This is a genomic window from Carboxylicivirga mesophila (assembly GCF_018271975.1).
GTDB lineage: Bacteria > Bacteroidota > Bacteroidia > Bacteroidales > Marinilabiliaceae > Carboxylicivirga > Carboxylicivirga mesophila.
Genome location: NZ_JAGUCN010000003.1, coordinates 131,431 through 155,908, shown reverse-complemented (window position 1 = coordinate 155,908; position 24,478 = coordinate 131,431). Strand labels below are relative to the sequence as shown.

19 protein-coding genes are annotated in these 24,478 nt (G+C 43.1%); 16 read left to right on the top strand and 3 right to left on the bottom strand.

What is annotated here, in order from left to right; genetic code table 11:
* Window positions 1-19: 19 nt before the first annotated feature.
* From KEM09_RS04350 to KEM09_RS04340, 3 genes are all read right to left on the bottom strand, one after another.
* A complete protein-coding gene (locus KEM09_RS04350) occupies window positions 20-445 on the bottom strand; it encodes an acyl-CoA thioesterase (protein ID WP_212225990.1) in 426 nt (141 codons plus the stop codon).
* Window positions 446-475: 30 nt separating this feature from the next.
* Window positions 476-1,039 (bottom strand): L-threonylcarbamoyladenylate synthase, encoded by a 564-nt coding sequence (locus KEM09_RS04345; protein ID WP_212225989.1) that lies wholly within the window; start codon window positions 1,037-1,039, stop codon window positions 476-478.
* A gap of 262 nt (window positions 1,040-1,301) precedes the next feature.
* Window positions 1,302-2,117 carry a 2,3,4,5-tetrahydropyridine-2,6-dicarboxylate N-succinyltransferase gene (locus KEM09_RS04340; protein WP_212225988.1) on the bottom strand — a complete coding sequence of 272 codons (816 nt, stop codon included), beginning with the start codon at window positions 2,115-2,117 and terminating at the stop codon, window positions 1,302-1,304.
* A gap of 195 nt (window positions 2,118-2,312) precedes the next feature.
* Between KEM09_RS04340 and KEM09_RS04335 the strand changes: the two genes are divergently transcribed.
* The 16 genes from KEM09_RS04335 to KEM09_RS04260 all read left to right on the top strand — a co-directional run bounded on the left by KEM09_RS04335 (window position 2,313) and on the right by KEM09_RS04260 (window position 24,395).
* A complete protein-coding gene (locus KEM09_RS04335) occupies window positions 2,313-3,083 on the top strand; it encodes a hypothetical protein (protein WP_212225987.1) in 771 nt (256 codons plus the stop codon).
* Window position 3,084: 1 nt separating this feature from the next.
* Window positions 3,085-3,867 carry a peptidase associated/transthyretin-like domain-containing protein gene (locus KEM09_RS04330; protein ID WP_212225986.1) on the top strand — a complete coding sequence of 261 codons (783 nt, stop codon included), beginning with the start codon at window positions 3,085-3,087 and terminating at the stop codon, window positions 3,865-3,867.
* Between the two features lie 491 nt (window positions 3,868-4,358).
* Complete coding sequence (gene ilvD / locus KEM09_RS04325; RefSeq protein WP_212225985.1) at window positions 4,359-6,188, top strand: dihydroxy-acid dehydratase; 1,830 nt, start codon at window positions 4,359-4,361, stop codon at window positions 6,186-6,188.
* Window positions 6,189-6,242: 54 nt separating this feature from the next.
* Window positions 6,243-7,979, top strand: coding sequence for a biosynthetic-type acetolactate synthase large subunit (gene ilvB, locus KEM09_RS04320; protein ID WP_212225984.1), 1,737 nt, complete (start codon window positions 6,243-6,245; stop codon window positions 7,977-7,979).
* A gap of 47 nt (window positions 7,980-8,026) precedes the next feature.
* Window positions 8,027-8,569, top strand: a complete 543-nt coding sequence (gene ilvN, locus KEM09_RS04315) for an acetolactate synthase small subunit (protein ID WP_212188671.1) — start codon at window positions 8,027-8,029, stop codon at window positions 8,567-8,569.
* Window positions 8,570-8,668: 99 nt separating this feature from the next.
* The gene (ilvC, locus tag KEM09_RS04310) at window positions 8,669-9,715 is read left to right on the top strand and encodes a ketol-acid reductoisomerase (RefSeq protein WP_212225982.1); all 1,047 of its coding nucleotides are present in this window, start codon (window positions 8,669-8,671) and stop codon (window positions 9,713-9,715) included.
* Window positions 9,716-9,874: 159 nt separating this feature from the next.
* Window positions 9,875-11,371, top strand: a complete 1,497-nt coding sequence (locus KEM09_RS04305) for a 2-isopropylmalate synthase (RefSeq protein WP_212225980.1) — start codon at window positions 9,875-9,877, stop codon at window positions 11,369-11,371.
* A gap of 103 nt (window positions 11,372-11,474) precedes the next feature.
* Window positions 11,475-12,878 carry a 3-isopropylmalate dehydratase large subunit gene (leuC, locus tag KEM09_RS04300; protein WP_212225978.1) on the top strand — a complete coding sequence of 468 codons (1,404 nt, stop codon included), beginning with the start codon at window positions 11,475-11,477 and terminating at the stop codon, window positions 12,876-12,878.
* Window positions 12,879-12,893: 15 nt separating this feature from the next.
* Window positions 12,894-13,493 carry a 3-isopropylmalate dehydratase small subunit gene (gene leuD, locus KEM09_RS04295; RefSeq protein ID WP_212225975.1) on the top strand — a complete coding sequence of 200 codons (600 nt, stop codon included), beginning with the start codon at window positions 12,894-12,896 and terminating at the stop codon, window positions 13,491-13,493.
* 155 nt (window positions 13,494-13,648) lie between these two features.
* Window positions 13,649-15,181 carry an alpha-isopropylmalate synthase regulatory domain-containing protein gene (locus tag KEM09_RS04290; RefSeq protein ID WP_212225972.1) on the top strand — a complete coding sequence of 511 codons (1,533 nt, stop codon included), beginning with the start codon at window positions 13,649-13,651 and terminating at the stop codon, window positions 15,179-15,181.
* Between the two features lie 100 nt (window positions 15,182-15,281).
* Window positions 15,282-16,346, top strand: coding sequence for a 3-isopropylmalate dehydrogenase (leuB, locus tag KEM09_RS04285; RefSeq protein ID WP_212225968.1), 1,065 nt, complete (start codon window positions 15,282-15,284; stop codon window positions 16,344-16,346).
* A gap of 90 nt (window positions 16,347-16,436) precedes the next feature.
* The gene (ilvA, locus tag KEM09_RS04280; RefSeq protein ID WP_212225965.1) at window positions 16,437-17,717 is read left to right on the top strand and encodes a threonine ammonia-lyase; all 1,281 of its coding nucleotides are present in this window, start codon (window positions 16,437-16,439) and stop codon (window positions 17,715-17,717) included.
* A gap of 128 nt (window positions 17,718-17,845) precedes the next feature.
* Complete coding sequence (locus KEM09_RS04275) at window positions 17,846-18,442, top strand: RNA polymerase sigma factor (protein ID WP_212225962.1); 597 nt, start codon at window positions 17,846-17,848, stop codon at window positions 18,440-18,442.
* A 114-nt stretch (window positions 18,443-18,556) separates the two neighbouring features.
* Window positions 18,557-19,531 (top strand): FecR family protein, encoded by a 975-nt coding sequence (locus KEM09_RS04270; RefSeq protein WP_212225959.1) that lies wholly within the window; start codon window positions 18,557-18,559, stop codon window positions 19,529-19,531.
* Between the two features lie 170 nt (window positions 19,532-19,701).
* Window positions 19,702-22,884, top strand: a complete 3,183-nt coding sequence (locus KEM09_RS04265; RefSeq protein WP_212225944.1) for a TonB-dependent receptor — start codon at window positions 19,702-19,704, stop codon at window positions 22,882-22,884.
* Between the two features lie 11 nt (window positions 22,885-22,895).
* Window positions 22,896-24,395: a RagB/SusD family nutrient uptake outer membrane protein gene (locus KEM09_RS04260; protein ID WP_212225941.1), complete on the top strand. Its 1,500-nt coding sequence runs from the start codon at window positions 22,896-22,898 to the stop codon at window positions 24,393-24,395.
* Window positions 24,396-24,478: the final 83 nt, after the last annotated feature.

Genomic DNA, 24,478 nt, shown 5'->3' with positions numbered 1-24,478 from the left:
AATTTAGTTCAAACTCAGGTTAAAAGTCTTTTCCTTCATATTGAGAGATGGTTTTGCGCCATGCCGGCAGCAGCTCCAGTCCTTCTTCGGTGGTTTTGTTGAAGCCAACCATTACTGAGCTACATGTGGCCTTAACGGTTTGTGTGGCGTTGCATACCACCTGTTGTTCCATCTTTAAGCTTTTAGTTCCCAAGCCAACAATGGCAGTTTTAACTTCTATGGTGTCTTTCAGGTAGATGGGGGTGAGAAAATCAGTGTTGATGTTCACTACAATTAGCGTTTCATCACTGGCAAATATGGTTTTCCCCAATACCTCGGTCATATAATACATACGGCCGAGATCAAAATATTCCTGAATGATGGTGTTATTCACATGGCCTAAGCCATCTATGTCGTTAAACCGGATTTGGACCGGTGTGCTGTGGTTGAATGTTGTTTCCTTCATGTAACTATAACTTATAGCCAACAACTTTGTTTACTCCCTTATGATTGTAACCTGCCCATCCTTAGTTAATTTGATAATGCTCGATGGTGCCGGATTTTTCATTTCGTCTTGTCTGAACTTAACGATGTAATCAACTCCTGCCTTTATTGCTTCATTCACTTGAGCAAAATTCTCAGGTGATGGCTCGCCGTTCGAATTGGCAGATGTTGATACAATAGGCTTTTTAAAACGGGCACACAACTCTTTCGAAAACTGTTCCTCAGTGATGCGGATGCCCACACTGCCATCGGCTGCCAGAATATTAGGTGCCAGATTTTTGGCATCATCATAGATAATTGTTAACGGCTTAGTAGTGAGTTCGGCCATATCGTAAGCTACCTCAGGTATGTCATTCGCGTAGCCGGCCAGCTTGGCTGTATTGTCAAGCAAAACCAGCATGCCTTTAGAGTTGTCGCGCTGCTTTAGTTCATAGACACGTCTTACTGCGTCGGCGTTAGTCGCATCGCAGCCTATGCCCCAAATAGTATCTGTTGGATACAGGATGATGCCGCCATTGCGCAACACCTCAAGGGCTTGTTTTAAATCGTCGTGCATGTTAGTTTGTTTTTTTACGAAGATAGAAAAAGACGATTGAAGATGACAATGGATTGCCGGATTTTAGAATTGATTGGTTTGTCAGGGGCTTCCCCTAAAAGTAATCACTTGAAGACGCTTCTAATGCAAAAAAAAACCTGACAGGATGCCAAATCCCATCAGGTTGCTATCTTATACGCTAAGCATTTAAACTATAAACTCTTCAGCTAAGCAAGCTGTCAATCATCTTTAGTCTATAAGTCTAGCCTCTATTAGTCTGTAATTAAACCGCTACATTATTTTCGCGCAGTGCATCGTTTAATGAGGTCTTTTTATCGGTCGATTCTTTACGCTTACCAATAATCAAGGCTGCAGGCACCTGGTATTCACCGGCAGGGAATTTCTTGGTGATGCTACCTGGTATCACCACCGAGCGCGGAGGTACATAGCCTTTGTATTCCTTGGGCTCGTTGCCGCTTACGTCAATAATTTTGGTTGATGCTGTTAATACCACGTTGGCCCCCAAAACGGCTTCTTTACCAACATGCACGCCTTCAACCACAATACAACGCGAACCAACAAAGGCATCGTCTTCGATAATTACAGGAGCAGCTTGTACTGGTTCTAATACACCACCAATACCAACACCACCGCTCAGGTGAACGTTTTTACCAATTTGTGCACAGCTACCTACTGTGGCCCAGGTATCCACCATGGTTCCTGATCCTACATAGGCCCCAATGTTCACATACGATGGCATCATAACCACGCCCGATTCTAAGAAGGCGCCATAGCGTGCCACAGCATGCGGTACAACGCGTACGCCCTGTGAAGCGTAATCTTTCTTAAGCGCAATTTTATCATGGAATTCAAATGGACCCACCTCAATGGTTTCCATCTGCTGAGTTGGAAAATAAAGAATAACAGCTTTCTTCACCCATTCATTTACAATCCATTCGTCTCCCTGTGGTTCTGCCACACGAATTTCTCCTTTATCCAGTTGTTCAATTACTGTTTTGATGGCTTCAACGGTTGCCGGGTTATTTAGCATCGACCTGTCTTCCCAGGCTTTTTCAATGATACTCTTCAAATCGCTCATTTACTTCTGATTTTTATGTTTGATGGCAAAAATAGTTCTTAATTATAAGACTTCACTATAAAAAACTGATAAGCAATTTTGTTTTAACTAATTAGTATTTACCTGTTAAAAGCTGTTAATTATATCTCCGTTTGTTGAAAAAATAACACGCTACTTCCTAACTTGTTTTATCTTAACCTTGCCTAATCTCTGTATATGAAGAAAATCTGTTTATTAGTGGTCTTTTTTAGTTGTGTGAGTGCCTTATCTGCTCAAACCAGGCAAGTGTGGTTGCACGGTAAAGTGATGACACAGGGTGATAAACGCAATATACCACTTGCCCAGGTGGCCAGCTTTAAAAAAATGAATGTATTTGCGGCTGATTCAGCGGGTGAGTTTAAGGTGATACTAGATGCCAATGACAGCATAAAAGTATTCGCTTTGGGCTTCGAGGCCCGCACGTTTTATCTGGATAGTCTCCATATTGACCCCGATTTAATGTATCTGTTCCCCCTTAAGGCTACTTCTTACCAGATTCAGCAGGTGGATGTTAATTCGAACAAGCATTATATGGATTATCAGGATAAGCTGAAGATGATGAGGAGTAAGCAGATGGAAATGGATCTGGTGTTGCCGGCTGATATTGAACTTGGCCGACAACCAGATGTCCCTGTGGATATTCTGCCTACCTACAGGCGTAATCCACCTGTGTTAGCTGCTTTTTTGCAGCCTGCAAATGTCATCTATTACTATACATCTAAAACAGAGAAGCAAAAGCGAAAAATGATGAAGTTGCTGAAGTATGAAAAGCAGCGGCAGATGATGACGATAGAGATGTTAAGTGAAGTGAGTGGGTATAAGGGAACTGAATTGGATGAGTTTATTATGTATTGTAATGAACACATTAAGTTCAGTGAAATGGATACACCACTTAGTATCAAATATAAGGTGGTTGATTTGTTGGAGGAATATAAAAAAGATGAATAGGATGCGCGCACTGATAACGATATTGGTTTTAATGACTGCTCAACGGCTAATGGCTCAAAATGATGATGATCACCGTGTTATTATGGTAGGCAAGGTTGTAAAAAGCGACAGTACCACAGCGGTGCCATTTGCCTTTGTGGCCAACAGTCATACAGGTTATGGTAAGGAAACCAATGAAAGTGGAGTGTTTAAGTTAACTACCATGGCTACAGATACCCTGTTTTTTAGGTGTTTGGGTTATCAGGATACCATGCTTGTTGTTAAGGATGAAATGCTTAGTGATACGTTGCTTTGGGTAGTCAATGAAAAAAGCTACGAACTCGGGTCCGTTGATGTGCTGATGTTTAAGTCCTATGCTTCGTTCAGGCACATGGTGGCCAATATGGATATGATGCCCGATAACCGCTATCACATGCCTATTAGTGTTAATGTAATGGCTGTTAAGAAGGCTATTCGCGAAAAGGATAAACGGTTTGGGCCTGGTATAGCGTTTGGTGGGGGCAGTGCTACCCGAAAAGAAAAAAAGTACGCAGCTTTTTCGGCCAATGAAAAGCGTTATGAACGATTCAGAGAGATGACTTCCAGGGAAAATATGCAATACCTGACAAAGTTGGATGGCGCCGACCTGGATTCGTTTATGGTATTTCTACGGACTAAGCATAAAATCAATCCTGATCTTAGCGATTATAAAATGATGGAGGCCATTAATCTGGTGTTTGAAGAGTTTCTGGCTCTCAATTCGGATAGCCTTAAAGTTGGAAATAATGACATATATCACCCTTGAAATTGAACTTACACTTTGGTGTGAATTTTGAATGATGAATCAAGGCTTGCAAGTATCACATAATAAGGCTTTAGGAATCGGACGTGCGGGTCTTTAATTGAACGAAGAATTTCGACCCATGACTTATTATATAGTAAGGGGTGCAAATAGTAAGCTTATTAGGCTTCGAAAATACGAATTGTAAAAAAAAACGATATTTTTTTGACTATTTCTTTGGCGTTATAAAAATCAATCCTACATTTGCTAGCGTAAAAAGCAACAACGGTGTTCTGGGTAAAACCGAAATGCCAATATTTTTTAAAGAGACAATTTCAAGATGAAATTCAATTTATCACTCATTCTCAACATTATTATTATTCTCGTGGTCATTATTATTAGAACCTAGAGGAGTGAGAATGCTATGTAGATAAACAAACGAATATAAGTTACTAAGAGCTTTTCTCACACATACGGGAAAAGCTCTTTTTTTTGATACAAACGGAAACGATACAATGAAAATAACACTTAGAAGCGCAACATCAACACAGGGCAGGCGTATGGCCGGAGCCAGAAGCTTATGGCGTGCCAATGGCATGAAGGAGCAGCACTTTGGTAAGCCGGTTATTGCTGTGGTTAACTCCTTTACCCAGTTTGTACCAGGTCATGTTCACTTACACGATATTGGGCAAATGGTAAAGCAGCGTATCGAAGCCAACGGATGCTTTGCTGCTGAGTTTAACACCATTGCCATTGATGATGGTATCGCTATGGGGCATGATGGGATGTTGTATTCGTTACCATCACGAGATATCATTGCGGATAGTGTTGAATACATGGCCAATGCGCATAAGGTGGATGCCATGGTTTGTATCAGTAACTGCGATAAGATTACGCCTGGTATGCTAATGGCAGCTATGCGTTTAAATATCCCAACCGTATTCGTTTCGGGTGGTCCGATGGAAGCCGGAAAGGCCGGAGGCAAGGCGTTAGATCTGGTGGATGCCATGGTAATGGCGGCCGATGATACAGTGTCGGATGCTGAAGTAGAGGAGGTGGAACGCAATGCGTGCCCAACCTGTGGGTCATGTTCAGGCATGTTCACTGCCAACTCAATGAATTGTTTAAATGAAGCAATAGGTTTGGCTTTGCCCGGAAATGGTACCATCGTTGCCACGCATGTTAATCGTAAGCGCTTGTTTGAAAAAGCTGCCGATCTGATAGTGGACATCACCAATCGCTATTATGGCGAAGGGGATGAGTCGGTTCTGCCACGTTCAATAGCCACTTATAAGGCCTTTGAAAATGCCATGACACTGGATATTGCCATGGGTGGGTCTACCAATACGGTTTTGCATATTCTGGCCATAGCTCACGAGGCAGGTGTCAACTTTACTATGGATGATATAGACCGTTTATCACGCACTACACCTGTTTTGTGTAAGGTCGCTCCTAACTCGCACTACCACATTGAGGATGTGAATCGTGCAGGTGGTATCATGGCGATATTAGCTGAGCTGAACCGTGGTGGCTTATTGCATACCGATGTGAGTCGTGTTGACTTCCCAAGTCTGAAAGAAGCTTTAACAGCTTATGATGTGATGGGTGACTCAGTATCGGACGAGGCAAAGGATGTTTATTCAAGTGCACCTGCAGGCATGTTCAATTTAACCATGGGCTCGCAGAAAACACAGTACGCACAACTGGATTTGGACCGTGAAAAAGGCTGTATCCGCAGTGTGGAAGGCGCTTACTTCAAAGATGGTGGTTTAGCCGTATTGTTTGGGAACCTGGCTGAGAAGGGGTGCATCGTCAAAACTGCCGGCGTAGATGAGTCCATCTTCACTTTCAAAGGAACAGCACGAGTATATGAGTCGCAGGATGATGCCTGTGAAGGTATTCTTTCGGATGAGGTGAAGGCTGGTGATGTGGTGATTATCCGCTACGAGGGGCCAAAAGGCGGTCCGGGCATGCAGGAAATGTTATACCCCACCTCTTACCTGAAGTCGAAGCACCTGGGTAAAGCTTGTGCCTTATTAACTGATGGTCGTTTCTCTGGTGGAACATCAGGCCTGTCAATTGGCCATGCATCGCCGGAAGCTGCTGGTGGAGGTAATATTGCATTGGTCCAAAACGGAGATCCTATTTTAATTGATATTCCAAACCGAAAGATAGAATTACAGATAAGTGATGAAGCGCTGTCTCAGCGTAGAGCAGCCGAAGAAGCAAAGGGCGACAAGGCTTTTAAACCAGCCAATCGCCAGCGAAACATATCAAAAGCCCTTAGAGCCTATGCCAGTTTGGTAAGTGCTGCTGATAAGGGAGCAGTAAGACTGATTGACTAAAACATTAACAGGGATAGCTATTAGCAAGTAACTATCAGCCATAAGCTAAATATTATGGAAACACAAACGCAAACATCAACCATGGAAGCCAAAGAAATGAAAAAGAAACGGATGAGTGGCTCCGAAGCCGTAATGCAATCTTTGTTGCATGAGGGAGTAGATTTATTATTCGGATATCCGGGTGGGGCGATTATGCCAGTGTACGACGCACTATACCACTATCAGGATAAGTTGAACCACATTCTAACACGTCATGAGCAGGGAGCTGTTCATGCGGCTCAGGGCTATGCGCGAGTCACTGGCAAAGTTGGCGTTTGCTTTGTTACAAGTGGACCGGGTGCAACCAATGCCGTTACCGGTATTGCTGATGCCATGGTGGATTCAACACCTCTTGTTGTCATCAGTGGTCAGGTTGCTTCACCGTTATTAGGCACCGATGCTTTTCAGGAAACTGATGTAGTAGGTATCACGCAGCCTATTACCAAATGGAATTACCAGGTGAAAAGGGCGGAAGAGATTCCGGAGGCCATAGCCAAAGCTTTTTATATCGCGCGAACAGGTCGTCCCGGGCCAGTGTTGATTGACATCACTAAAGATGCACAGTTTGCGCAATTCGACTTTGAATACAAGCCGGTTAATAAGGTACGCAGCTATAAGCCACGAACAGCCGTTAAGCTTGATAAGGTTGCTGAAGCGGTTCGGTTAATTAACCTGGCTAAAAAACCTTTGGCACTGGTAGGACAAGGAGTAGTGCTTGGTGGTGCTGAAAACGAACTGATGGAGTTTTTGCAAAAAACAGGTATGCCTGCTGCCTGGACACTTCTGGGATTATCAGCTATGCCATCCGATTTTGAACAGAACGTTGGAATGCTTGGTATGCATGGTAATTACGGGCCCAATGTTAAAACCAATGAGGCAGACCTGATAGTGGCTATCGGCATGCGCTTCGATGACCGTGTAACAGGTAACGTGCAGAAGTATGCCAATAATGCCAAAGTGGTGCATCTGGAGATAGATCCTGCAGAAATCAATAAAATCATATATGCCGATGTGCCGGTTTTGGGTGATGTGAAAGAATCATTACCCATGTTAACCGATATGGTATCAAAGAATAATCATGAGGCCTGGTTGAGTGAGTTTAAGGCTTGTGATAAAATTGAAACACAAAAAATTATACAACCAGAGCTTTTCCCTGCCAAGGAAGGCTTAACCATGGGAGAAGTGATAAGGCGCGTGACCGAGCAATACAGTGACGATGCTATCATGGTAACTGATGTGGGGCAGCACCAGATGATGGCATCACGCTACTTCAAGTTTAAACAAACCAGGAGTGTAGTAACATCAGGCGGGCTTGGTACAATGGGATTTGGTTTGCCAGCTGCTATGGGTGCTAAACTTGGTCAACCAGAACGCCCGGTATGTTTGTTTGTTGGTGATGGTGGATTTCAGATGACTATACAAGAGCTGGGAACCATCTTTCAAACACAGGCTGATGTGAAAATCATCTTACTGAATAATAACTTCCTGGGAATGGTTCGTCAGTGGCAGGAGTTGTTTTTTGACAGACGCTACGCATCAACCGAATTGATTAATCCCGATTTCCAGGTGATTGCCAAAGGGTATGGCATAGCTACCGAAAAAGTAACCGAACGTGATGATTTGGATGCTGCCGTAAACCGTATGGCTGAGCACAAGGGAGCCTATTTATTGGAAGTGGTGGTTGAGAAAGAAGGTAACGTGTTCCCAATGGTACCAACGGGCGCTTCAGTTTCAGATATTCGCCTTGAGTAGTACCAAATTAACAGATTACCAAATCGACAATTCAACATTTAAAGAAGATGAAACAAGAATTCACATTATCAATATATTCTGAAAACCACGTCGGCCTTCTAAACCAGGTGACAACCGTGTTTACACGTCGTCATATTAATATCGAGAGTCTGACCACTTCAGAATCGGCCATCCCAGGCATTCATAAATTTACCATTGTGGTATTTACATCACGTGAGCAGGTAAACAAGCTGATGTTGCAAATTGAAAAACGCATTGATGTTATTAAAGCCTATGTATTTACGGCCGATGAAATTGTGCATCAGGAAGTGGCATTGTATAAAGTAAAAACGGAGTCTTTACTCAATGGAAATGAAATAGAGCGTCTGGTTCGCCAGTATGGTGCGCGTATTCTGGAGGTGACCAAAGAATATACGGTTATCGAAAAGACCGGACATAAGCGCGAAACGCAGGAGTTGTTTGAAAAGCTTGACCATTTTGGTGTTCAGCAATTCGTTCGTTCAGGTCGCATTGCAGTAACCAAACTCAAAGAAGAGTTGCTCTCTAACTACCTGAAAAAACTCGAAAAAGAGAAAAGTCTTTTGGATTAGGCAGAAGTCAGAGGTTGAAAGGCAGAAGAAAATTAAAAAGCTGATAGCAGTCAACTATTAGCCAATAGCTTAAAATACAAACATTAATCAAATAATATCATGGCAAAAATTAATTTTGGAGGCGTTGAAGAAAACGTTGTAATGAGGGAAGAATTCCCATTGGAAAAAGCACGTGAAGTTTTAAAAAACGAAACGATTGCTGTAATTGGTTACGGTGTGCAAGGTCCAGGGCAATCCCTCAACCTGAAAGACAACGGTTTTAACGTGATTGTTGGTCAGCGCAAGGAATCAAAAACATGGGATAAAGCAATTGCTGATGGTTGGGTTCCTGGTGAAACTCTTTTCGAAATTGAGGAGGCGCTTGAAAAAGCAACAATTATCCAATACTTGCTGTCTGACGCGGGTCAGATTCAGATGTGGGACACTGTGAAAAAGTACTTAACACCTGGTAAAGCGCTTTATTTCTCACACGGATTCGGAATTACTTACAAAGACCGCACAGGTATTGTACCTCCTGCTGATGTGGATGTTATCCTTGTTGCACCAAAGGGATCAGGTACTTCATTGCGTCGTATGTTCCTGGAAGGACGTGGCCTGAACTCTTCATATGCCATCTTCCAGGATGCTACCGGTAGAGCCAAAGACCGTGTTATTGCATTAGGTATCGGGGTTGGTTCAGGTTATTTGTTTGAGACTGATTTCAAACGCGAAGTATACTCTGACTTAACAGGTGAGCGTGGTACTTTGATGGGATGTATCCAGGGTATTTTTGCTGCTCAGTATGAGGTGTTACGTGCCAATGGACACACACCTTCAGAGGCCTTCAACGAAACAGTTGAGGAATTAACTCAGAGCTTGATGCCGTTAGTAGCTGAAAACGGTATGGATTGGATGTATGCCAATACATCAACCACTGCTCAGCGTGGTGCCTTGGATTGGTGGAAGCCTTTCCGTGATGCGACTAAACCAGTGTTTGAGAAGTTGTATTCCGAAGTAGCTGCCGGTAACGAGGCGCAACGCTCAATCGACTCTAACAGCCAGGCCGATTACCGCCCTAAGTTAGAGGCTGAATTGAAAGAGTTACGTGATTCAGAAATGTGGCAGGCAGGTGCTGCTGTTCGTAAGTTGAGACCAGAAAACCAATAATATGCAAGCTGTCGGGATTATCTGATTGTAGATAATCCCGACAGCTTAATTCTTTTGTGATATGTAAATGGCTAGCAGCTATTGCTGATAGCTGTTTTGTCGCAGACAAAACAAAATCCGAAGGGGATAGGAATTCGGAAAACACATAAAACATTAATCATGGATAATAAAGTTTATATATTCGATACCACTTTAAGAGACGGCGAGCAAGTGCCGGGATGCCAGTTAAACACTATTGAAAAGATAGAAGTAGCCCGTCAGCTCGAGAAGCTCGGCGTGGATGTGATTGAAGCTGGATTCCCCATTTCGAGCCCCGGAGATTTTAATTCGGTGGTCGAGATTTCTAAGGCTGTTCAGAATCCAACTATCTGTGCCTTAACGCGTGCTGTCAAAAAGGACATCGAAGTGGCTGCCGATGCTTTGAAGTTTGCCAAGCGAGGTCGTATCCATACGGGTATTGGTACATCACCTTATCACATTAAATACAAATTAAATTCTAACGAAGATGAGATTGTAGAACGTGCAGTGGAAGCTGTTAAATACGCCAAGCGATTTGTTGAAGACGTAGAATTCTATGCCGAAGATGCCGGTCGTTCAGATAATGAGTACCTGGCTCGTGTGGTTGAAGCTGTTATTGCTGCTGGTGCCACGGTGATTAATATACCGGATACAACCGGCTACTGTTTGCCATCAGAATACGGCGCTAAAATTGCCTATCTGGTGAATAATGTGCCTAATGTGGATAAAGCAATTCTATCGACACACTGTCACAATGACTTGGGAATGGCTACTGCCAATACATTAGCAGGTGTTGTTAACGGGGCCCGCCAGGTGGAGGTAACCATTAACGGATTAGGTGAACGAGCTGGTAATACTTCATTAGAGGAAGTGGTGATGGCCATGAAATCGCATCACGACCTGGACTATAGAACAGGCATAGATACTAAGCAAATCATGAAAACCAGCCGATTGGTTTCTACCTTGATGCGTATGCCGGTTCAGGCCAACAAAGCCATTGTAGGCCGTAATGCATTTGCTCACTCATCAGGTATCCACCAGGATGGCGTGTTGAAAAACCGTGAGAACTACGAGATCATCGATCCGGCTGAGGTAGGTGTTAAAGAGTCGAGCATTGTTTTGACTGCACGCAGTGGTCGGGCTGCCCTGAAGCACCGTTTGCATGTATTAGGATATGAATTTGAAGGCCCGGAGCTGGACGAAATCTATCAGCAGTTCCTTGATTTGGCAGATAAGAAGAAGGACGTGGCTGATGAGGACTTAGAGGCATTGGCTGGTACTGAAAAAGAGAAACAGGATCGCTCAATAAAATTAGAGTCATTACAGGTGATTTCAGGAAGTTCAACCATTCCGACTGCTACCGTTGCTGTTAGCTTTAGTGGTGATGTGTTTACCGAAACAGCTTCAGGTAACGGTCCAATTGATGCTGCCTTTACTGCTGTAAAAGCCCTGGTGAAACGTAAGGTGCATCTGGAAGAATTCCTGATTCAGGCTATAACGCGTGGTAGTGATGACTTAGGTAAAGTGCATGTGCAGGTTGAGCACAAAGGACATACTTATTATGGTTTCGCTGCTAATGTAGATATCATAACAGCCTCGGTTGAAGCGTTTTTAGATGCCATCTCAAAAATCGGATAATAAGAGATTAGTCAGTAGTTAATAGGCAGAAGGCAGAAGAGGTCGTCAAGTGCCTGAAAAATAAGCTAACGGCTCATGGCCAGCAGCTAATAGCTAAAAAAATATGGGAAAAACATTATTTGATAAAATATGGGACAGTCACGTTGTCAAAACGATTGACGACGGACCTAATGTTCTTTATATCGACCGTCACTTCATCCATGAGGTAACGAGTCCGCAGGCTTTTGGTGGTATAAAGGCCAGAGGAGGAAAAGTAGCACGTCCATCGCAGGTGATTGCTACACCCGACCACAACATTCCTACGGTTAATCAGCATTTAACCATCCAAGATGAGCTATCGCGTCATCAGGTGGAAACACTGAAGAAAAACTGTGAGGAGAATGGCATTACCATGTATGGATTGAATCATCCTTATAATGGCATTGTACATGTGGTAGGTCCTGAGTTGGGTATAACCCAGCCGGGTATGACCATTGTTTGTGGTGATAGCCATACATCTACACACGGTGCATTTGGTAGCATTGCATTTGGTATCGGAACCAGTGAAGTAGAGATGGCTTTGGCAACACAATGTATTATGCAGCCTAAGCCAAAGAGCATGCGCATTAACATTGAAGGCGAGCTGGGCAAAGGAGTGACATCAAAAGACATCATCCTTTACATCATCTCTAAGTTATCAACAGGTGGTGGAACCGGCTATTTTGTTGAGTTTGCAGGTTCAGCTATTCGTAGCTTGTCGATGGAAGCCCGCATGACTGTTTGTAACATGAGTATTGAAATGGGGGCTCGTGGTGGAATGATTGCACCCGATGAAACCACTTTTGAATACATCAAAGGACGCGAACAGGCGCCTAAGGGTGAAGCATGGGATAAGGCAGTGGCTTATTGGAAATCCCTGGTGACTGATGCAGACGCTAAGTTCGATAAGGAATTGACATTTGATGGCGCCGATATTGAGCCGATGATTACCTATGGCACTAACCCAGGCATGGGCGCCAAGGTGTGTGAGAATATTCCTACGCTGGAGTCCATTGAAGATAGCTCACAGGGTTCTTTCCAGAAGTCGATGGAGTACATGGGCTTTGCAGCCGGTGATAAACTGGAAGGCAAGCAGGTGGATTATGTTTTTGTTGGTAGTTGTACTAACGGACGTATCGAAGATTTACGAGCTTTTTGTGAAGCTGTAAAGGGTAAGCAAAAAGCCGAAAGTGTTACTGCATGGATTGTGCCGGGAAGTAAGCAGGTTGAGAAGCAAGCCATTGAAGAGGGTTTAAAGGAGCAGTTGGAAGCTGCTGGTTTTGAATTGCGTCAGCCTGGTTGTTCAGCTTGTCTGGCGATGAACGATGATAAGATTCCGGCAGGTAAGTATGCGGTGGCTACATCGAACCGCAACTTCGAAGGCCGTCAGGGACCTGGCTCGCGTACCATGCTGGCTAGTCCGTTAACTGCCGCTGCTGCTGCAGTAACGGGTGTTGTAACTGATCCACGTACCATCTTTAACTTATAATCAGGAGGAAGAAATATGCCAATAGATAAATTTGTAACAGTGCAGACTTCGTTTGTGCCAATGCCAATCGAAAATGTGGATACAGACCAGATTATACCGGCCCGATTCCTGAAGGCAACTACCAAAGATGGTTTTGGTGATAACCTGTTTTACGATTGGAGATATGAGAAAGATGGTTCACCAAAAGCAGATTTTGTATTAAATAATCCTGCCTACTCAGGTACTGTATTGGTAGCGGGTAAAAACTTTGGAAGTGGCTCCAGTCGTGAGCATGCGGCCTGGGCAATTGCCGGCTATGGATTTAAAGCGGTTGTTTCCAGTTTCTTCGCCGATATCTTCAGAGGTAACTCTTTAAATAATGGGGTGTTGCCTGTTCAGGTGTCTGAAGCATTCTTAGCTGGATTATTCAAGGCTGTTGATGCTGATAATAAGGCAGAAGTGAAGATAGATTTGGAGAATCAGACCATCACTAATGTTTCAACAGGAGAGTCAGAAGGTTTCGAAATTAACTCCTACAAGAAAAACTGCTTAATGAATGGCTACGACGATATCGACTATTTATTAAGCCTGAGCGAGGAGATCGAAGCATACGAAGCACAGGCTGTTAAGTTCTAGTAGAACAACAGCTGATTAATGTTTAGCAGAGTTTGATAATAGATAGAAAGTCATCTCGACTACCGTTCGGCGCGCCATCGCCGAACGGGGTCGGAATGATGAAAAGCTGGCTGAACAGATTGCAAAACCAATAACCACAAAAACCAAAAGATTACATGACTATAGAGCTAATGGATACCACTTTACGCGACGGCGAGCAAACTACCGGGGTGTCGTTTAACGAATCGGAGAAGCTGGCCATGGCGACCATGCTGCTCGAAGAGTTAAAGGTGGACAGGATAGAAGTAGCATCGGCGCGAGTCAGTGATGGCGAATACCGGGCGGTGCAGAAAATTACGGAATGGGCCGCGAAAAAAGGTCTGCTTGACAAAGTTGAGGTACTGGGTTTTGTTGATGGAAGAACATCTCTTGAATGGATACAAAGTGCCGGAGGAAGAGTCATCAATCTGCTGACCAAAGGGTCGTTGAAGCATGTTACCGGACAGTTGGGCAAAACCCCAGAGGAGCATGTGGCGGATATCAGAAAGGTTTTGCAGGCTGCTGAAGAAATGGATATTGATGTAAATATCTACCTGGAAGACTGGTCGAATGGGATGATTGACTCACCCGACTATGTTTATTTCATATTGGATCAGTTACAGAATTCATCCATCAAGCGTTTTATGCTGCCCGATACTTTGGGTATTTTAAACCCGGATCAGGTAAAAGAGTTCTGCTCTTCTATCATCACGCGTTATCCAAACCTGCATCTCGATTTTCATGCCCACAATGACTATGATTTGGCGGTTGCTAATGTATATGCCGCTATTAAAGCAGGTGTTCAGGGCATTCATACAACTATCAATGGTTTGGGTGAAAGAGCTGGGAATGCACCTTTGGCTAGTGTTGTTGGACTTGTCAATGATCAGCTGGGCGTTAAAACAAACATCCAAGAGGCTAAGATCACAAAGGTAAGTCAGCTGGTCGAAAGCTTTTCAGGTATTCGCATACCAACCAATAAACCGCTGACGGGCGAATTTGTTTTTACACAATGTGCAGGTATTCATGCCGATGGCGATAATAAGGATAACCTGTATTTCAACCGCCTGATGCCTGAGCGGTTTGGACGAGTACGCAAATATGCATTGGGCAAAACATCGGGTAAGGCCAATATTCTTAAAAACCTTGAAGAACTGGGCATTGACCTTTCTTCTGAGGAGATGAAGAAGGTAACGGAGCGTGTTATTGAGCTGGGTGATAAAAAAGAAACGGTTACTACCGAAGATTTGCCTTATATTATATCAGATGTGCTTAAGAGTTCTTCTATCAAAGAGCACATTAAAGTAAAAAATTACAGCTTGCAATTGACCAAAGGTTTGATGCCACTGGCCAACGTGAGTATCGAAATAGATGGTGAGGTTTACCAGGAAACAGCCAATGGCGATGGGCAGTACGATGCCTTTATGCATGCCATCTGGAAGATTTATGAGAAACTGGGCAAAAACCACCCGGTGCTGGAGGATTACATCGTAACCATCCCACCAGGCGGAAAGACAGATGCCTTGGTGGAAACAGTTATCTCATGGGAGTTTAAAGGCAAACTATTTAAGACGCGTGGTCTGGATGCTGACCAGACGGAAGCGGCGATTAAAGCAACTGTTAAGATGCTTAACCTGATTGAAAACGGAAATTTGAAAATAATAAATTAATAAGACGCAAGTAGCAAGACATATGACGCAAGACTCTTTAGCAGTAACTATGATGCGTTATATAAATCATCTTGATACTTGATACTTACATCTTTGTACTATGAATATTAATATTGCAGTTTTGCCGGGTGACGGCATCGGACCAGAGATAGTGGCACAGGCACAGAAAGTAATTGATGCTGTTGCCAGTAAGTTTGACCACAAAGTAAACTACACAAATGCATTGGTTGGTGCTACGGCCATCGATCAGGTAGGAAATCCTTATCCGGATGAAACGCATGAAGTGTGTATGAATTCTGATGCCGTGCTTTTTGGGGCCATCGGTGATCCTAAGTACGATAACGATCCAAAGGCTAAAGTACGTCCTGAACAAGGTTTGCTGGCTATGCGCAAGAAATTGGGTTTATACGCCAATATCCGTCCGGTAACTACATTCCCATCTCTTTTAGATAAGAGCCCATTGCGTCTGGATATTGTTGAAGGCGCTGATTTTGTAGTAGTACGTGAGTTGACTGGCGGTATCTATTTTGGTGAGAAAGGGCGCTCAGAGGATTTGAAAAAGGCCTTTGACACGTGTACCTACACAACAGAAGAGATCGAGCGCATCCTGAAGCTGGCTTTCTCTTATGCCGGTAAGCGCGATAAGCGTTTGACTGTGGTGGATAAGGCCAATGTACTGGCTACTTCTCGCCTGTGGCGCGAAACAGCTCAAGCTATGGAAGCTGATTATAAAGATATAGAGGTGGATTACATGTTTGTTGATAACGCTGCAATGCAATTAATACAGTGGCCGAAGAAATTTGATGTAATGGTCACAGAGAATATGTTTGGTGATATCATCAGCGATGAAGCTTCAGTTATCACTGGTTCACTTGGCTTGCTGCCATCAGCATCAGTTGGTGTTCATACTTCTGTGTTCGAACCTATCCATGGTTCCTACCCACAGGCGGCTGGTAAAGACATTGCCAATCCAATTGCTACAGTCTTATCAGCTGCTATGCTTCTGGAATCGCTTGACTTGCTTGACGAGGCAAAAGCGGTGCGTGATGCTGTCAATGAATCACTCGATGCCGGTGTGGTAACCGAGGATATAGCCCGGGACGGCAAAGCCAGTAAGACGTCGGAAGTAGGTGATTGGCTCGCTAATTGCATCAAGAAGAATTAAATTTAAACCTGTCAGGATGCTAAATCCTGACAGGTTTTTTACTACTGACTACTCCCTAATAACTACAGACTAAAATATCCCAACAACAAAATGACAACAAAAAACGGAATAGCAGCTTTTAAGGATTATTACCCAACATTGGAGGCTGTCCGACAAGCTAAAAAGACAATAAGTGAGGTGGTTGAAACAACGCCTCTGATGCGCAACTTCAACCTCTCCGAACAGTATTGTTCCAATATCTACCTCAAAAGAGAGGATTTACAGACAGTACGTTCATATAAAATACGTGGAGCCTACAATAAGATTAAGAGTCTGACCAAGCAGCAGGTAGCTTCAGGTATTGTATGTGCCAGTGCCGGCAACCATGCACAAGGCGTAGCCTATTCGTGTAAAAAACTAGGCATCAACGGCTTTATATATATGCCCACCACTACGCCTAAGCAAAAGGTGAATCAGGTCAAGATGTTTGGGAAAGGCTATGTTGAGGTGGTGTTAAAAGGTGACACTTATGATGATGCTTACAATGCAGCTATGGAAGAGTGTTCACGTACGGGTCGAACATTTATTCATCCCTTTGATGATCCCCAGATAATCGAAGGTCAGGCCACCGTTGGACTCGAAATATTAGAGCAGACCGATAAGCCCATCGATTATATCTTCGTGCCCATTGGTGGAGGTGGATTAATCTCTGGTTTAGGGGCATATATCAAACAAATCACCCCGGATACAAAGATTATTGGTGTTGAGCCTGCAGGAGCACCGGCCATGCAGCAGTCTATGGAGAAAGGCGAGGTTGTTGAGCTGGATGAGATAGATAAATTTGTGGATGGAGCTGCGGTTCAAAAGGTGGGGAATATAACATTGCCAATCTGCCAGCGTGTAATGGATGATCTTATTCTTGTGCCCGAAGGCAAAATATGTACAAAAATATTAGAACTCTATAACTACGAGGCAATTGTTGTAGAGCCAGCAGGTGCATTGAGTATTGCCGCACTGGATTTTTATGCTGAGCAGATTATTGGTAAAAACGTAGTTTGCATTCTTAGTGGCAGTAACAACGACATTACCCGTACAGAAGAGATTAGAGAACGATCCCTGCTGTATGAAGGCTTGAAGCATTATTTTATAGTGCGTTTCCCGCAACGTGCAGGGGCTCTGAAAACGTTTGTTGATAAAGTACTGGGACCTGGTGACGATATCACACATTTCGAATACAAAAAGAAGACAGCCCGGGCCATGGGACCGGTGGTCATAGGTGTTGAGGTGCAAAAGCCTGAAGACTTTGAAGGTTTGCAAAAGCGCATGGCAGAAAATGGTTTTGTTGCTGAATATTTAAATGAGAAACCAGATCTGTTTCAGTATCTGATTTGATTTCAATAAGATAATAAGCAGAAAGCGTCTTGCAGTGTAGGGCGCTTTTTTGCGTTTTACAGTCCGCGTTTGTTAATGACTAAGCAAATCCGTTATCTTTGAGGCATTAACCCATATAACCAGTTAGCTTGGACCAGTCCGGCGAAAATATTAACCTGTCACTCATCCAAAATGGCAATCACTTCGAGTTTGCCCGTTTAATGGATCGCTATTCCGATGCACTTTATCTATTTGCAAAAGGTATATTGGCCAGCTCTCCTTTGGCCGAGGAAGTGGTGAGTGATATCTTCGTTAAAGTGTGGCAGACACGTCACCAGCTTGATAAGGTAGCTAATATTAAAAGTTACTTATTTAATGCGGTAAGGAATCAGGCTATAACCTATCTGCGCAAACAACACAGTGAAGTGGTTTCCATAGAGGATATCAATCATTATTATTTCGAACCGATAGATGCACCTGATGAATCCGCGCTCAAAGAAGAGCAGTTAAGGCGGATATATAAGGCGATTGATTACCTGGCTCCACAAACCAAAATGGTGTTTTCATTGGCTAAAATACAAGGGCTTAAGTATAAGGAAATTGCTGAATTGCTGAATATCTCAGTTAAAACGGTTGACTATCACGTGGCATCAGCCGTTAAAAAGATTTGTGAGTCAATTGACAAAGAAGAAGATGGAAAGGGCTTGCAAACTTTAAGTCTGTTTTTGGCAATGTCGGGTTGCTAATTGCCCTAATATCAGATTAATAATTCTATAGATCATCTTTTTTTGAAAAAATTTAAATTTCTTACTAGTGATTTTTAGTTTCTGTGCGTCATGTATATGCAAAGCGGATGATGCATGGATAATATTGAAGAGAAATACAGATTACTGGCCAGACAATTGAATGGCGAACTGAATGATGCTGAGCATGAGTTATTAACTGACGAACTAAATCAAGATGAAACATTTGTGGCTAAGCAATATGTTCTTCAGGTGTTCTGGCAAAAGTTTTTCCCGAAAGTCAAATCACAATCACATGAACGTATCATGACAGATACGATGAAGCGAGTGATGGGTATTAAAGAAGTTAAGCGGCCTCAAATGACCATATGGTACAGTGCCATCGCCATTTTAGTGGTTGCACTGGGTATTTCGTTAGCCCGTAATTTGTTGGTTGATAAGAATAATGAGCTGATTCAGTATGTGGCTAATGTTGGGGAAACAAAGAAAGTTGTGTTGCCCGATGGAACAAAAGTTGATCTGAATGCCGGCTCATCGCTGGTAATTCAAAAAGATTTCACGGCAGATAAACGACAGGTTATCCTAACAGGTGAGGGTTACTTCGATGTAGCTAAAGATGCAGAAAAACCTTTCGAGATCACAACATCCCATTTGAAAGTAAGTGTTTTAGGTACCAGGTTCGACCTGAAAGCTTATGCCGATGAGGACGAGATAAAGGCTGTACTGGATGAAGGAAAAATCCAGTTGGACGGAGAATTTAATAAGCAACAACCGGTTTTTCTGAAGCCCGGATACGCAGCTACGTTGAATAAGAATACCGGCGAGCTGCAGATACAACCACACAAGCAGCAAAGTGCGGAGCAGTGGCGCGATGGTAAGCTGGTGTTTTATAACCATACACTGGCGCAGATTGCCCGCATTTTGGAACGACGATTCAATGCCAGGATTATTATACTTAATGATGAAGTTAAAGAATATCGTTTCTCAGGTGATTTCAGTCATGCCAACCTGTTTGAGCTCTTAGGTTACTTATCAGCAGCCAGGCCATTCACTTTTGAAACATCAGGGGAGTATATTGTGATATCGAAATAATCAAATCAGCAGCAATGTAAATACAAATAAAAAGGAGATGCGCCAACATCTCCTCAAAAATTAGATTTCAATTTTTTTGTTTAACACGTAAACAGTTCAAATTTATGAAAAAAAAACCGTTCCGGGAAGGATTGTGTTTAGACAATTCCTACGGTAAATTGTGGAAAGTCATGAGATTGACATTAGGATTAATCATCTTTTTCAGCCTTCAGGTTTCGGCTCTTACCGAGGCTCAATCACAGAAGGTAAACGTTAAGCTTAACAATGCAAGCCTTAAGGAAGCATTGGAGGTTTTGAAAACGCAAAGTGATCTTAACTTTATTTATAACAATGACTTGGTTAATGATAATAGCCAGGTTACTATTAATGCCACTAATAAAGAAATATCTGAAGTGCTTCAGATATTACTAAATCAAAAGGGGCTTGATTACCGCATTGTTGACAATAATGTTATCATTTACCCTGTTAGTATTTCAGCCAATCAGCGACAGGACAATGCCGGGCAGATGGTTCAGCAGCAATTGGTGGTGTCGGGTCTGGTAACTGATGATATGGGTGAACCGTTACCTGGGGTAAATGTGTTCGAAAAAGCGAACTCAGCAAACGGTGTTATTACCGGTGTGGATGGAACTTACAAGATTGAGGTTGGCTCAGAGGATGCGATTCTGACCTTCTCATTTATTGGCTTTCAGGCACAGGACGTAAATGTTGCTGGTCGCCCTACTATCAATATTACGTTAGTTGAAGAATCTATTGGTTTGCAGGAAGTGGTGGCTGTAGGATACGGCATTCAGAAGAAGACTGAGGTAACCAGCTCCATTGCTAAAGTTACGGCTGATAACTTCAATAAAGGTTTTGCAACCAATGCATTACAGTCAATTGAAGGTAAAGTAGCCGGGTTACAGATTGTTCGCACCGCAGGAACTGATCCAAATGCCTCTCCCAGAGTGCGTTTGCGTGGTACTTCTTCGTTAAATGCAACATCCGATCCTTTAATTATTATTGATGGAATCACGGGCGGTGATATTAGTTCTGTAGCCCCGGAAGATATTGAAAGCATGGATGTACTCCGTGATGGTTCAGCCGCTGCCATTTATGGTACACGGGGAACCAATGGGGTTATCATCATCACCACCAAAAAAGGTGCAACAGGTGATTTAAAAGTAGAGTATTCGGGCTATGTATCTACAGAAGATGCTGTGGCGTTACCAAATGTACTATCAGCTGACGAATACCGTGCCTATGGCGATGCTACCGGTATTAATTATGTGGATGGCGATGCCAATACCAATTGGTCTGAAGAGATCATCCGTAAGAATGTGTCACATGTGCACAACGTCTCATTCTCGGGTGGTAACCAAAAACTTAGCTATCGTGCGTCTGTCAATTACCGTAACCTTGAAGGTATCGTTATTAATACGGGGCAGGAGTATCTGAACGGTCGTATTAATCTAACTCATAAAGGCTATGACGATCGTCTGAAAGTACAGTTGAACATGTCATCAACGATTATTGATAAGGATTACACGTCCTATTCGGCATTTGATATGGCGGCTATACTCAATCCTACGCAGCCTGTAAGAAACAGCGATGGCACTTATTGGCAACCAAGTGGCTATGGTGAATTCAACCCGGTTGCCAGGTTGGAGCAGGAGCGTCGTGGTGGAAAAGAGAAAAATAGCCAGATGAGCTTAAGAGTCGATTTTGAGGTTTTTGATAATTTTACTTTGAGTGGTTTTGGTGCCTTGGATGTGCGTGATTTACTTGAGCATGAATATGATGAGATTGGCTCACGTAGTTCAGAAACCGGGGGGTACCTGGGCCGTGCCAAGCAAAAAACATGGCACAACTATAAAAAGATGTTTGAAGGAACAGCTAATTACAAAAAGGTAATTAACAGTCATGTATTAACATTTTTGGGAGGTTATAGCTATGAGGGACGCTCATACGAGGAGTTTTGGGCCGAGAATAAGGACTTTATCAGCGATGCTCAGAAATACCATGACTTAAGTGCTGGTAGTGGCCTGGCTGATGGTCGTGCAGCTATGGACAGCTACAAGCAATCTGAGAAACTGATTGCTTTCTTTGGCCGATTTACCTACTCATATGAGAGCAAGTACCTGTTTTCAGCTACCGTTCGTCGCGAAGGTTCTTCTAAGTTTGGTGAAAACAATAAATGGGCAACGTTCCCTGCTGTTTCTGCCGGATGGCGTATTGTAGAGGAAGACTTCCTGAGTGATACAGAGTGGCTTAATGAGTTAAAACTAAGAGTGGGCTATGGTGTTACAGGTAACATTGTTGGCAGTCCTTACCTGTCTATTCCACGAATGGGCGCTGGCGGTTTATATGTGCTGAACGGTCAGTATATTAAATCATACGGTTCAACCACCAACCCTAACCCATACCTGAAGTGGGAAACCAAAAAAGAAACAAACATTGGTGTTGATTTTGGGTTTTTCAACAACCGTTTAAGTGGTTCGGTTGATGTATATCAGCGTAAAACAAGCGATTTATTATGGAATCTTGTAGCACAGGTGCCTCCTATGATTCACAATGATGTGCTTTCTAATATTGGTGAGATCAACAACCAGGGTGTTGAATTAGCCTTGAACACTAAAATTTTAAATAATGGTGTTTGGAATGTTGGTTTAGATGCTACTTTCTCATATAATAAAAACGAGCTGGTGAGCTTGTCTGATGCTACCTTCCAGTTCCAGGCGGTTAACTACGAAGATCTGCCTGCTCCTGGTCAGCTGGGTACTATCTTCCGTTACGAAGAAGGTCATCCAATCGGCTCTTTCTATGGCTACAAGTATAAAGGGCTGACAGAAAACGGGGAATGGATCTTTGAAGATTTCGATGGTGAAGAAGGCATTACCGATGCTGACCGTACCTTTTTAGGTAATGGTAACCCCAAAATCAATCTGTCTTTTAGTCCGTATGTAAACGTTAAGGGCGTTGATTTCTCAATGAACTTCAGAGGGGCCTTTGGTTTCGATATCCTGAATGTGAATAAGATGTACTACGGCAATCCGCTTTGGTACCCAGGTAACATGTTACGTTCGGCCAGTAATTCACCGGTTAATGCCGATCCTCAATACTCTGATTACTACATCGAGAAAGGTGATTTCCTGAAACTGGACAATATTACATTAGGATATACTTTACCTAAAAAATGGTTATTCGGACTGGATTATACACGCGTATATTTTTCAGCACTGAATGTGGCCACCTTCACAAATTATTCAGGATTGGATCCTGAGTTGGAACTGGGTGCAAGAGCCGGTGTTGATCAGCGCGGATTCTATCCTCGTACAACAACTTATACTTTAGGTTTAAACGTTAAATTCTAAAAATCAAATCGATGAAAACGAATAGATTATATAATTCATTTACAGCATTACTCATCCTGATAGGCTTCGCTGCCTGTACCAACCTGGATGAGAAGGTGTACTCTGAAACCACCACTAAAACATTCTACAGTTCTGCTGAAGAGGTGACGGCCAATTACCTGAAGCCCTACACACGTTTGTATGTTACTTCGTCACTGGCACACTGGATTTGCGGTGAGTTAAGCTCAGACTGTGCGGCATGGACTCAAAAAGGTAAGCACGGATACGACGGCGGTAAGTGGCAGCAATTGCACTACCACACCTGGACACCTGAGCATCATGAGATTAAAGGCGCATGGAATAACACCTATCAGGCCATTGGATATTGTAACGAATTTCTGAATAACATTGAAACTGTAGATGTATCAAACATGAACCTGCCTGTTTCCATTGAACAGATGAAGGCTGAGATGCGAGCTTTACGTGCTTATCATTACTACCTGTTGGTGGATAATTTTCGCGATGTGCCGGTGGTGACAAAGGTGGGAGAACCACGTTCACCAGAACCATTAGCCGCTGCCGCTGTGATTCAGTTTATCGAAGACGAAATTGCTGCTGTGATTAATGATTTACCGGTTAAAGGCGATGCTTCTGCTTATGGACATTTTACAAAGGCGGCCGCTCACATGCTATTGGCTAAGGTATATTTGAATAGCGAAGTGTATACCGGAACTGCCCGTTGGCAGGACTGTATCAACGAAGTGGATAAAATTCAGGGCTATACAATGGTGGCAGACTGGAAGGAGCCTTTCAAAGCCAGAAATGAAAACTGTGACGAGAATATATTTGTAATTCCTTTCGAAGAAAGTAAGATTACCGGTTTTTATCACCATGCATTTATGATGCATTATAGTCATCAGCAAGGATTTAATCTGCAATATATGCCATGGAATGGTATCGTTGTGCAACCTGACCACTATCGTTCGTTTGATGTAGCTGATACACGCCTTGAGCAATTCCTTGTCGGACCTCAGTTTGATCAAGAGGGTAACCCATTATTGGGTGTTGAGGAAGCCAAAGATGAACCATTGGTATTAACTGTTGACATCACCAGTATGACCAACTCGCGCGAGGATGAAGGAGCACGTAGTGTGAAGTATGAGGTAGTAATTGGTGAAGCATGGGAGCTCAATAATGATTATGTTATCTGGCGTTATACCGATGCGCTGATGATGAAAGCAGAAGCTTTAGTAAGATTGAGTAAGGCTGCAGATGCTTTGCCAATTGTAAATGACGTACGAGAGCGTGCGTTTGGTAATGCTGATCATAACTATACCGAAGCTACTTTAACTTTGGATGAGTTCCTGGCTGAAAGAGGTCGCGAGTTCTCTTTCGAAGGACATCGCCGTCAGGATTTAGTGCGCTTTGGTAAGTTTGGTGATGCCTGGTGGGATAAAAAGCCAACGACAGGTAAAGAGGTATTCCCATATCCTTTAACCGCTACCGATAATAATCCTAACCTATCTAACTAGTTGCTTAAAAAGTGAGGTTTTAAGAATGCTTCTTCCGGCTGTGTCTGAATTCAATATGCGTTTCAGGTAATTATCAGGCACAG

Bases quoted from the DNA above. Each gene is read 5' to 3' on its own strand.
- KEM09_RS04305 (WP_212225980.1), top strand. From the start codon at position 9,875: ATGGATAATAAAGTTTATATATTCGATACCACTTTAAGAGACGGCGAG.
- KEM09_RS04270 (WP_212225959.1), top strand. From the start codon at position 18,557: ATGGATAATATTGAAGAGAAATACAGATTACTGGCCAGACAATTGAAT.
- KEM09_RS04350 (WP_212225990.1), bottom strand. From the start codon at position 445: ATGAAGGAAACAACATTCAACCACAGCACACCGGTCCAAATCCGGTTT.
- ilvC (WP_212225982.1), top strand. From the start codon at position 8,669: ATGGCAAAAATTAATTTTGGAGGCGTTGAAGAAAACGTTGTAATGAGG.
- ilvN (WP_212188671.1), top strand. From the start codon at position 8,027: ATGAAACAAGAATTCACATTATCAATATATTCTGAAAACCACGTCGGC.
- leuD (WP_212225975.1), top strand. From the start codon at position 12,894: ATGCCAATAGATAAATTTGTAACAGTGCAGACTTCGTTTGTGCCAATG.
- KEM09_RS04335 (WP_212225987.1), top strand. From the start codon at position 2,313: ATGAAGAAAATCTGTTTATTAGTGGTCTTTTTTAGTTGTGTGAGTGCC.
- ilvB (WP_212225984.1), top strand. From the start codon at position 6,243: ATGGAAACACAAACGCAAACATCAACCATGGAAGCCAAAGAAATGAAA.
- KEM09_RS04290 (WP_212225972.1), top strand. From the start codon at position 13,649: ATGACTATAGAGCTAATGGATACCACTTTACGCGACGGCGAGCAAACT.
- leuC (WP_212225978.1), top strand. From the start codon at position 11,475: ATGGGAAAAACATTATTTGATAAAATATGGGACAGTCACGTTGTCAAA.
- KEM09_RS04330 (WP_212225986.1), top strand. From the start codon at position 3,085: ATGCGCGCACTGATAACGATATTGGTTTTAATGACTGCTCAACGGCTA.
- leuB (WP_212225968.1), top strand. From the start codon at position 15,282: ATGAATATTAATATTGCAGTTTTGCCGGGTGACGGCATCGGACCAGAG.
- KEM09_RS04260 (WP_212225941.1), top strand. From the start codon at position 22,896: ATGAAAACGAATAGATTATATAATTCATTTACAGCATTACTCATCCTG.
- ilvA (WP_212225965.1), top strand. From the start codon at position 16,437: ATGACAACAAAAAACGGAATAGCAGCTTTTAAGGATTATTACCCAACA.
- KEM09_RS04340 (WP_212225988.1), bottom strand. From the start codon at position 2,117: ATGAGCGATTTGAAGAGTATCATTGAAAAAGCCTGGGAAGACAGGTCG.
- KEM09_RS04265 (WP_212225944.1), top strand. From the start codon at position 19,702: ATGAGATTGACATTAGGATTAATCATCTTTTTCAGCCTTCAGGTTTCG.
- KEM09_RS04345 (WP_212225989.1), bottom strand. From the start codon at position 1,039: ATGCACGACGATTTAAAACAAGCCCTTGAGGTGTTGCGCAATGGCGGC.
- ilvD (WP_212225985.1), top strand. From the start codon at position 4,359: ATGAAAATAACACTTAGAAGCGCAACATCAACACAGGGCAGGCGTATG.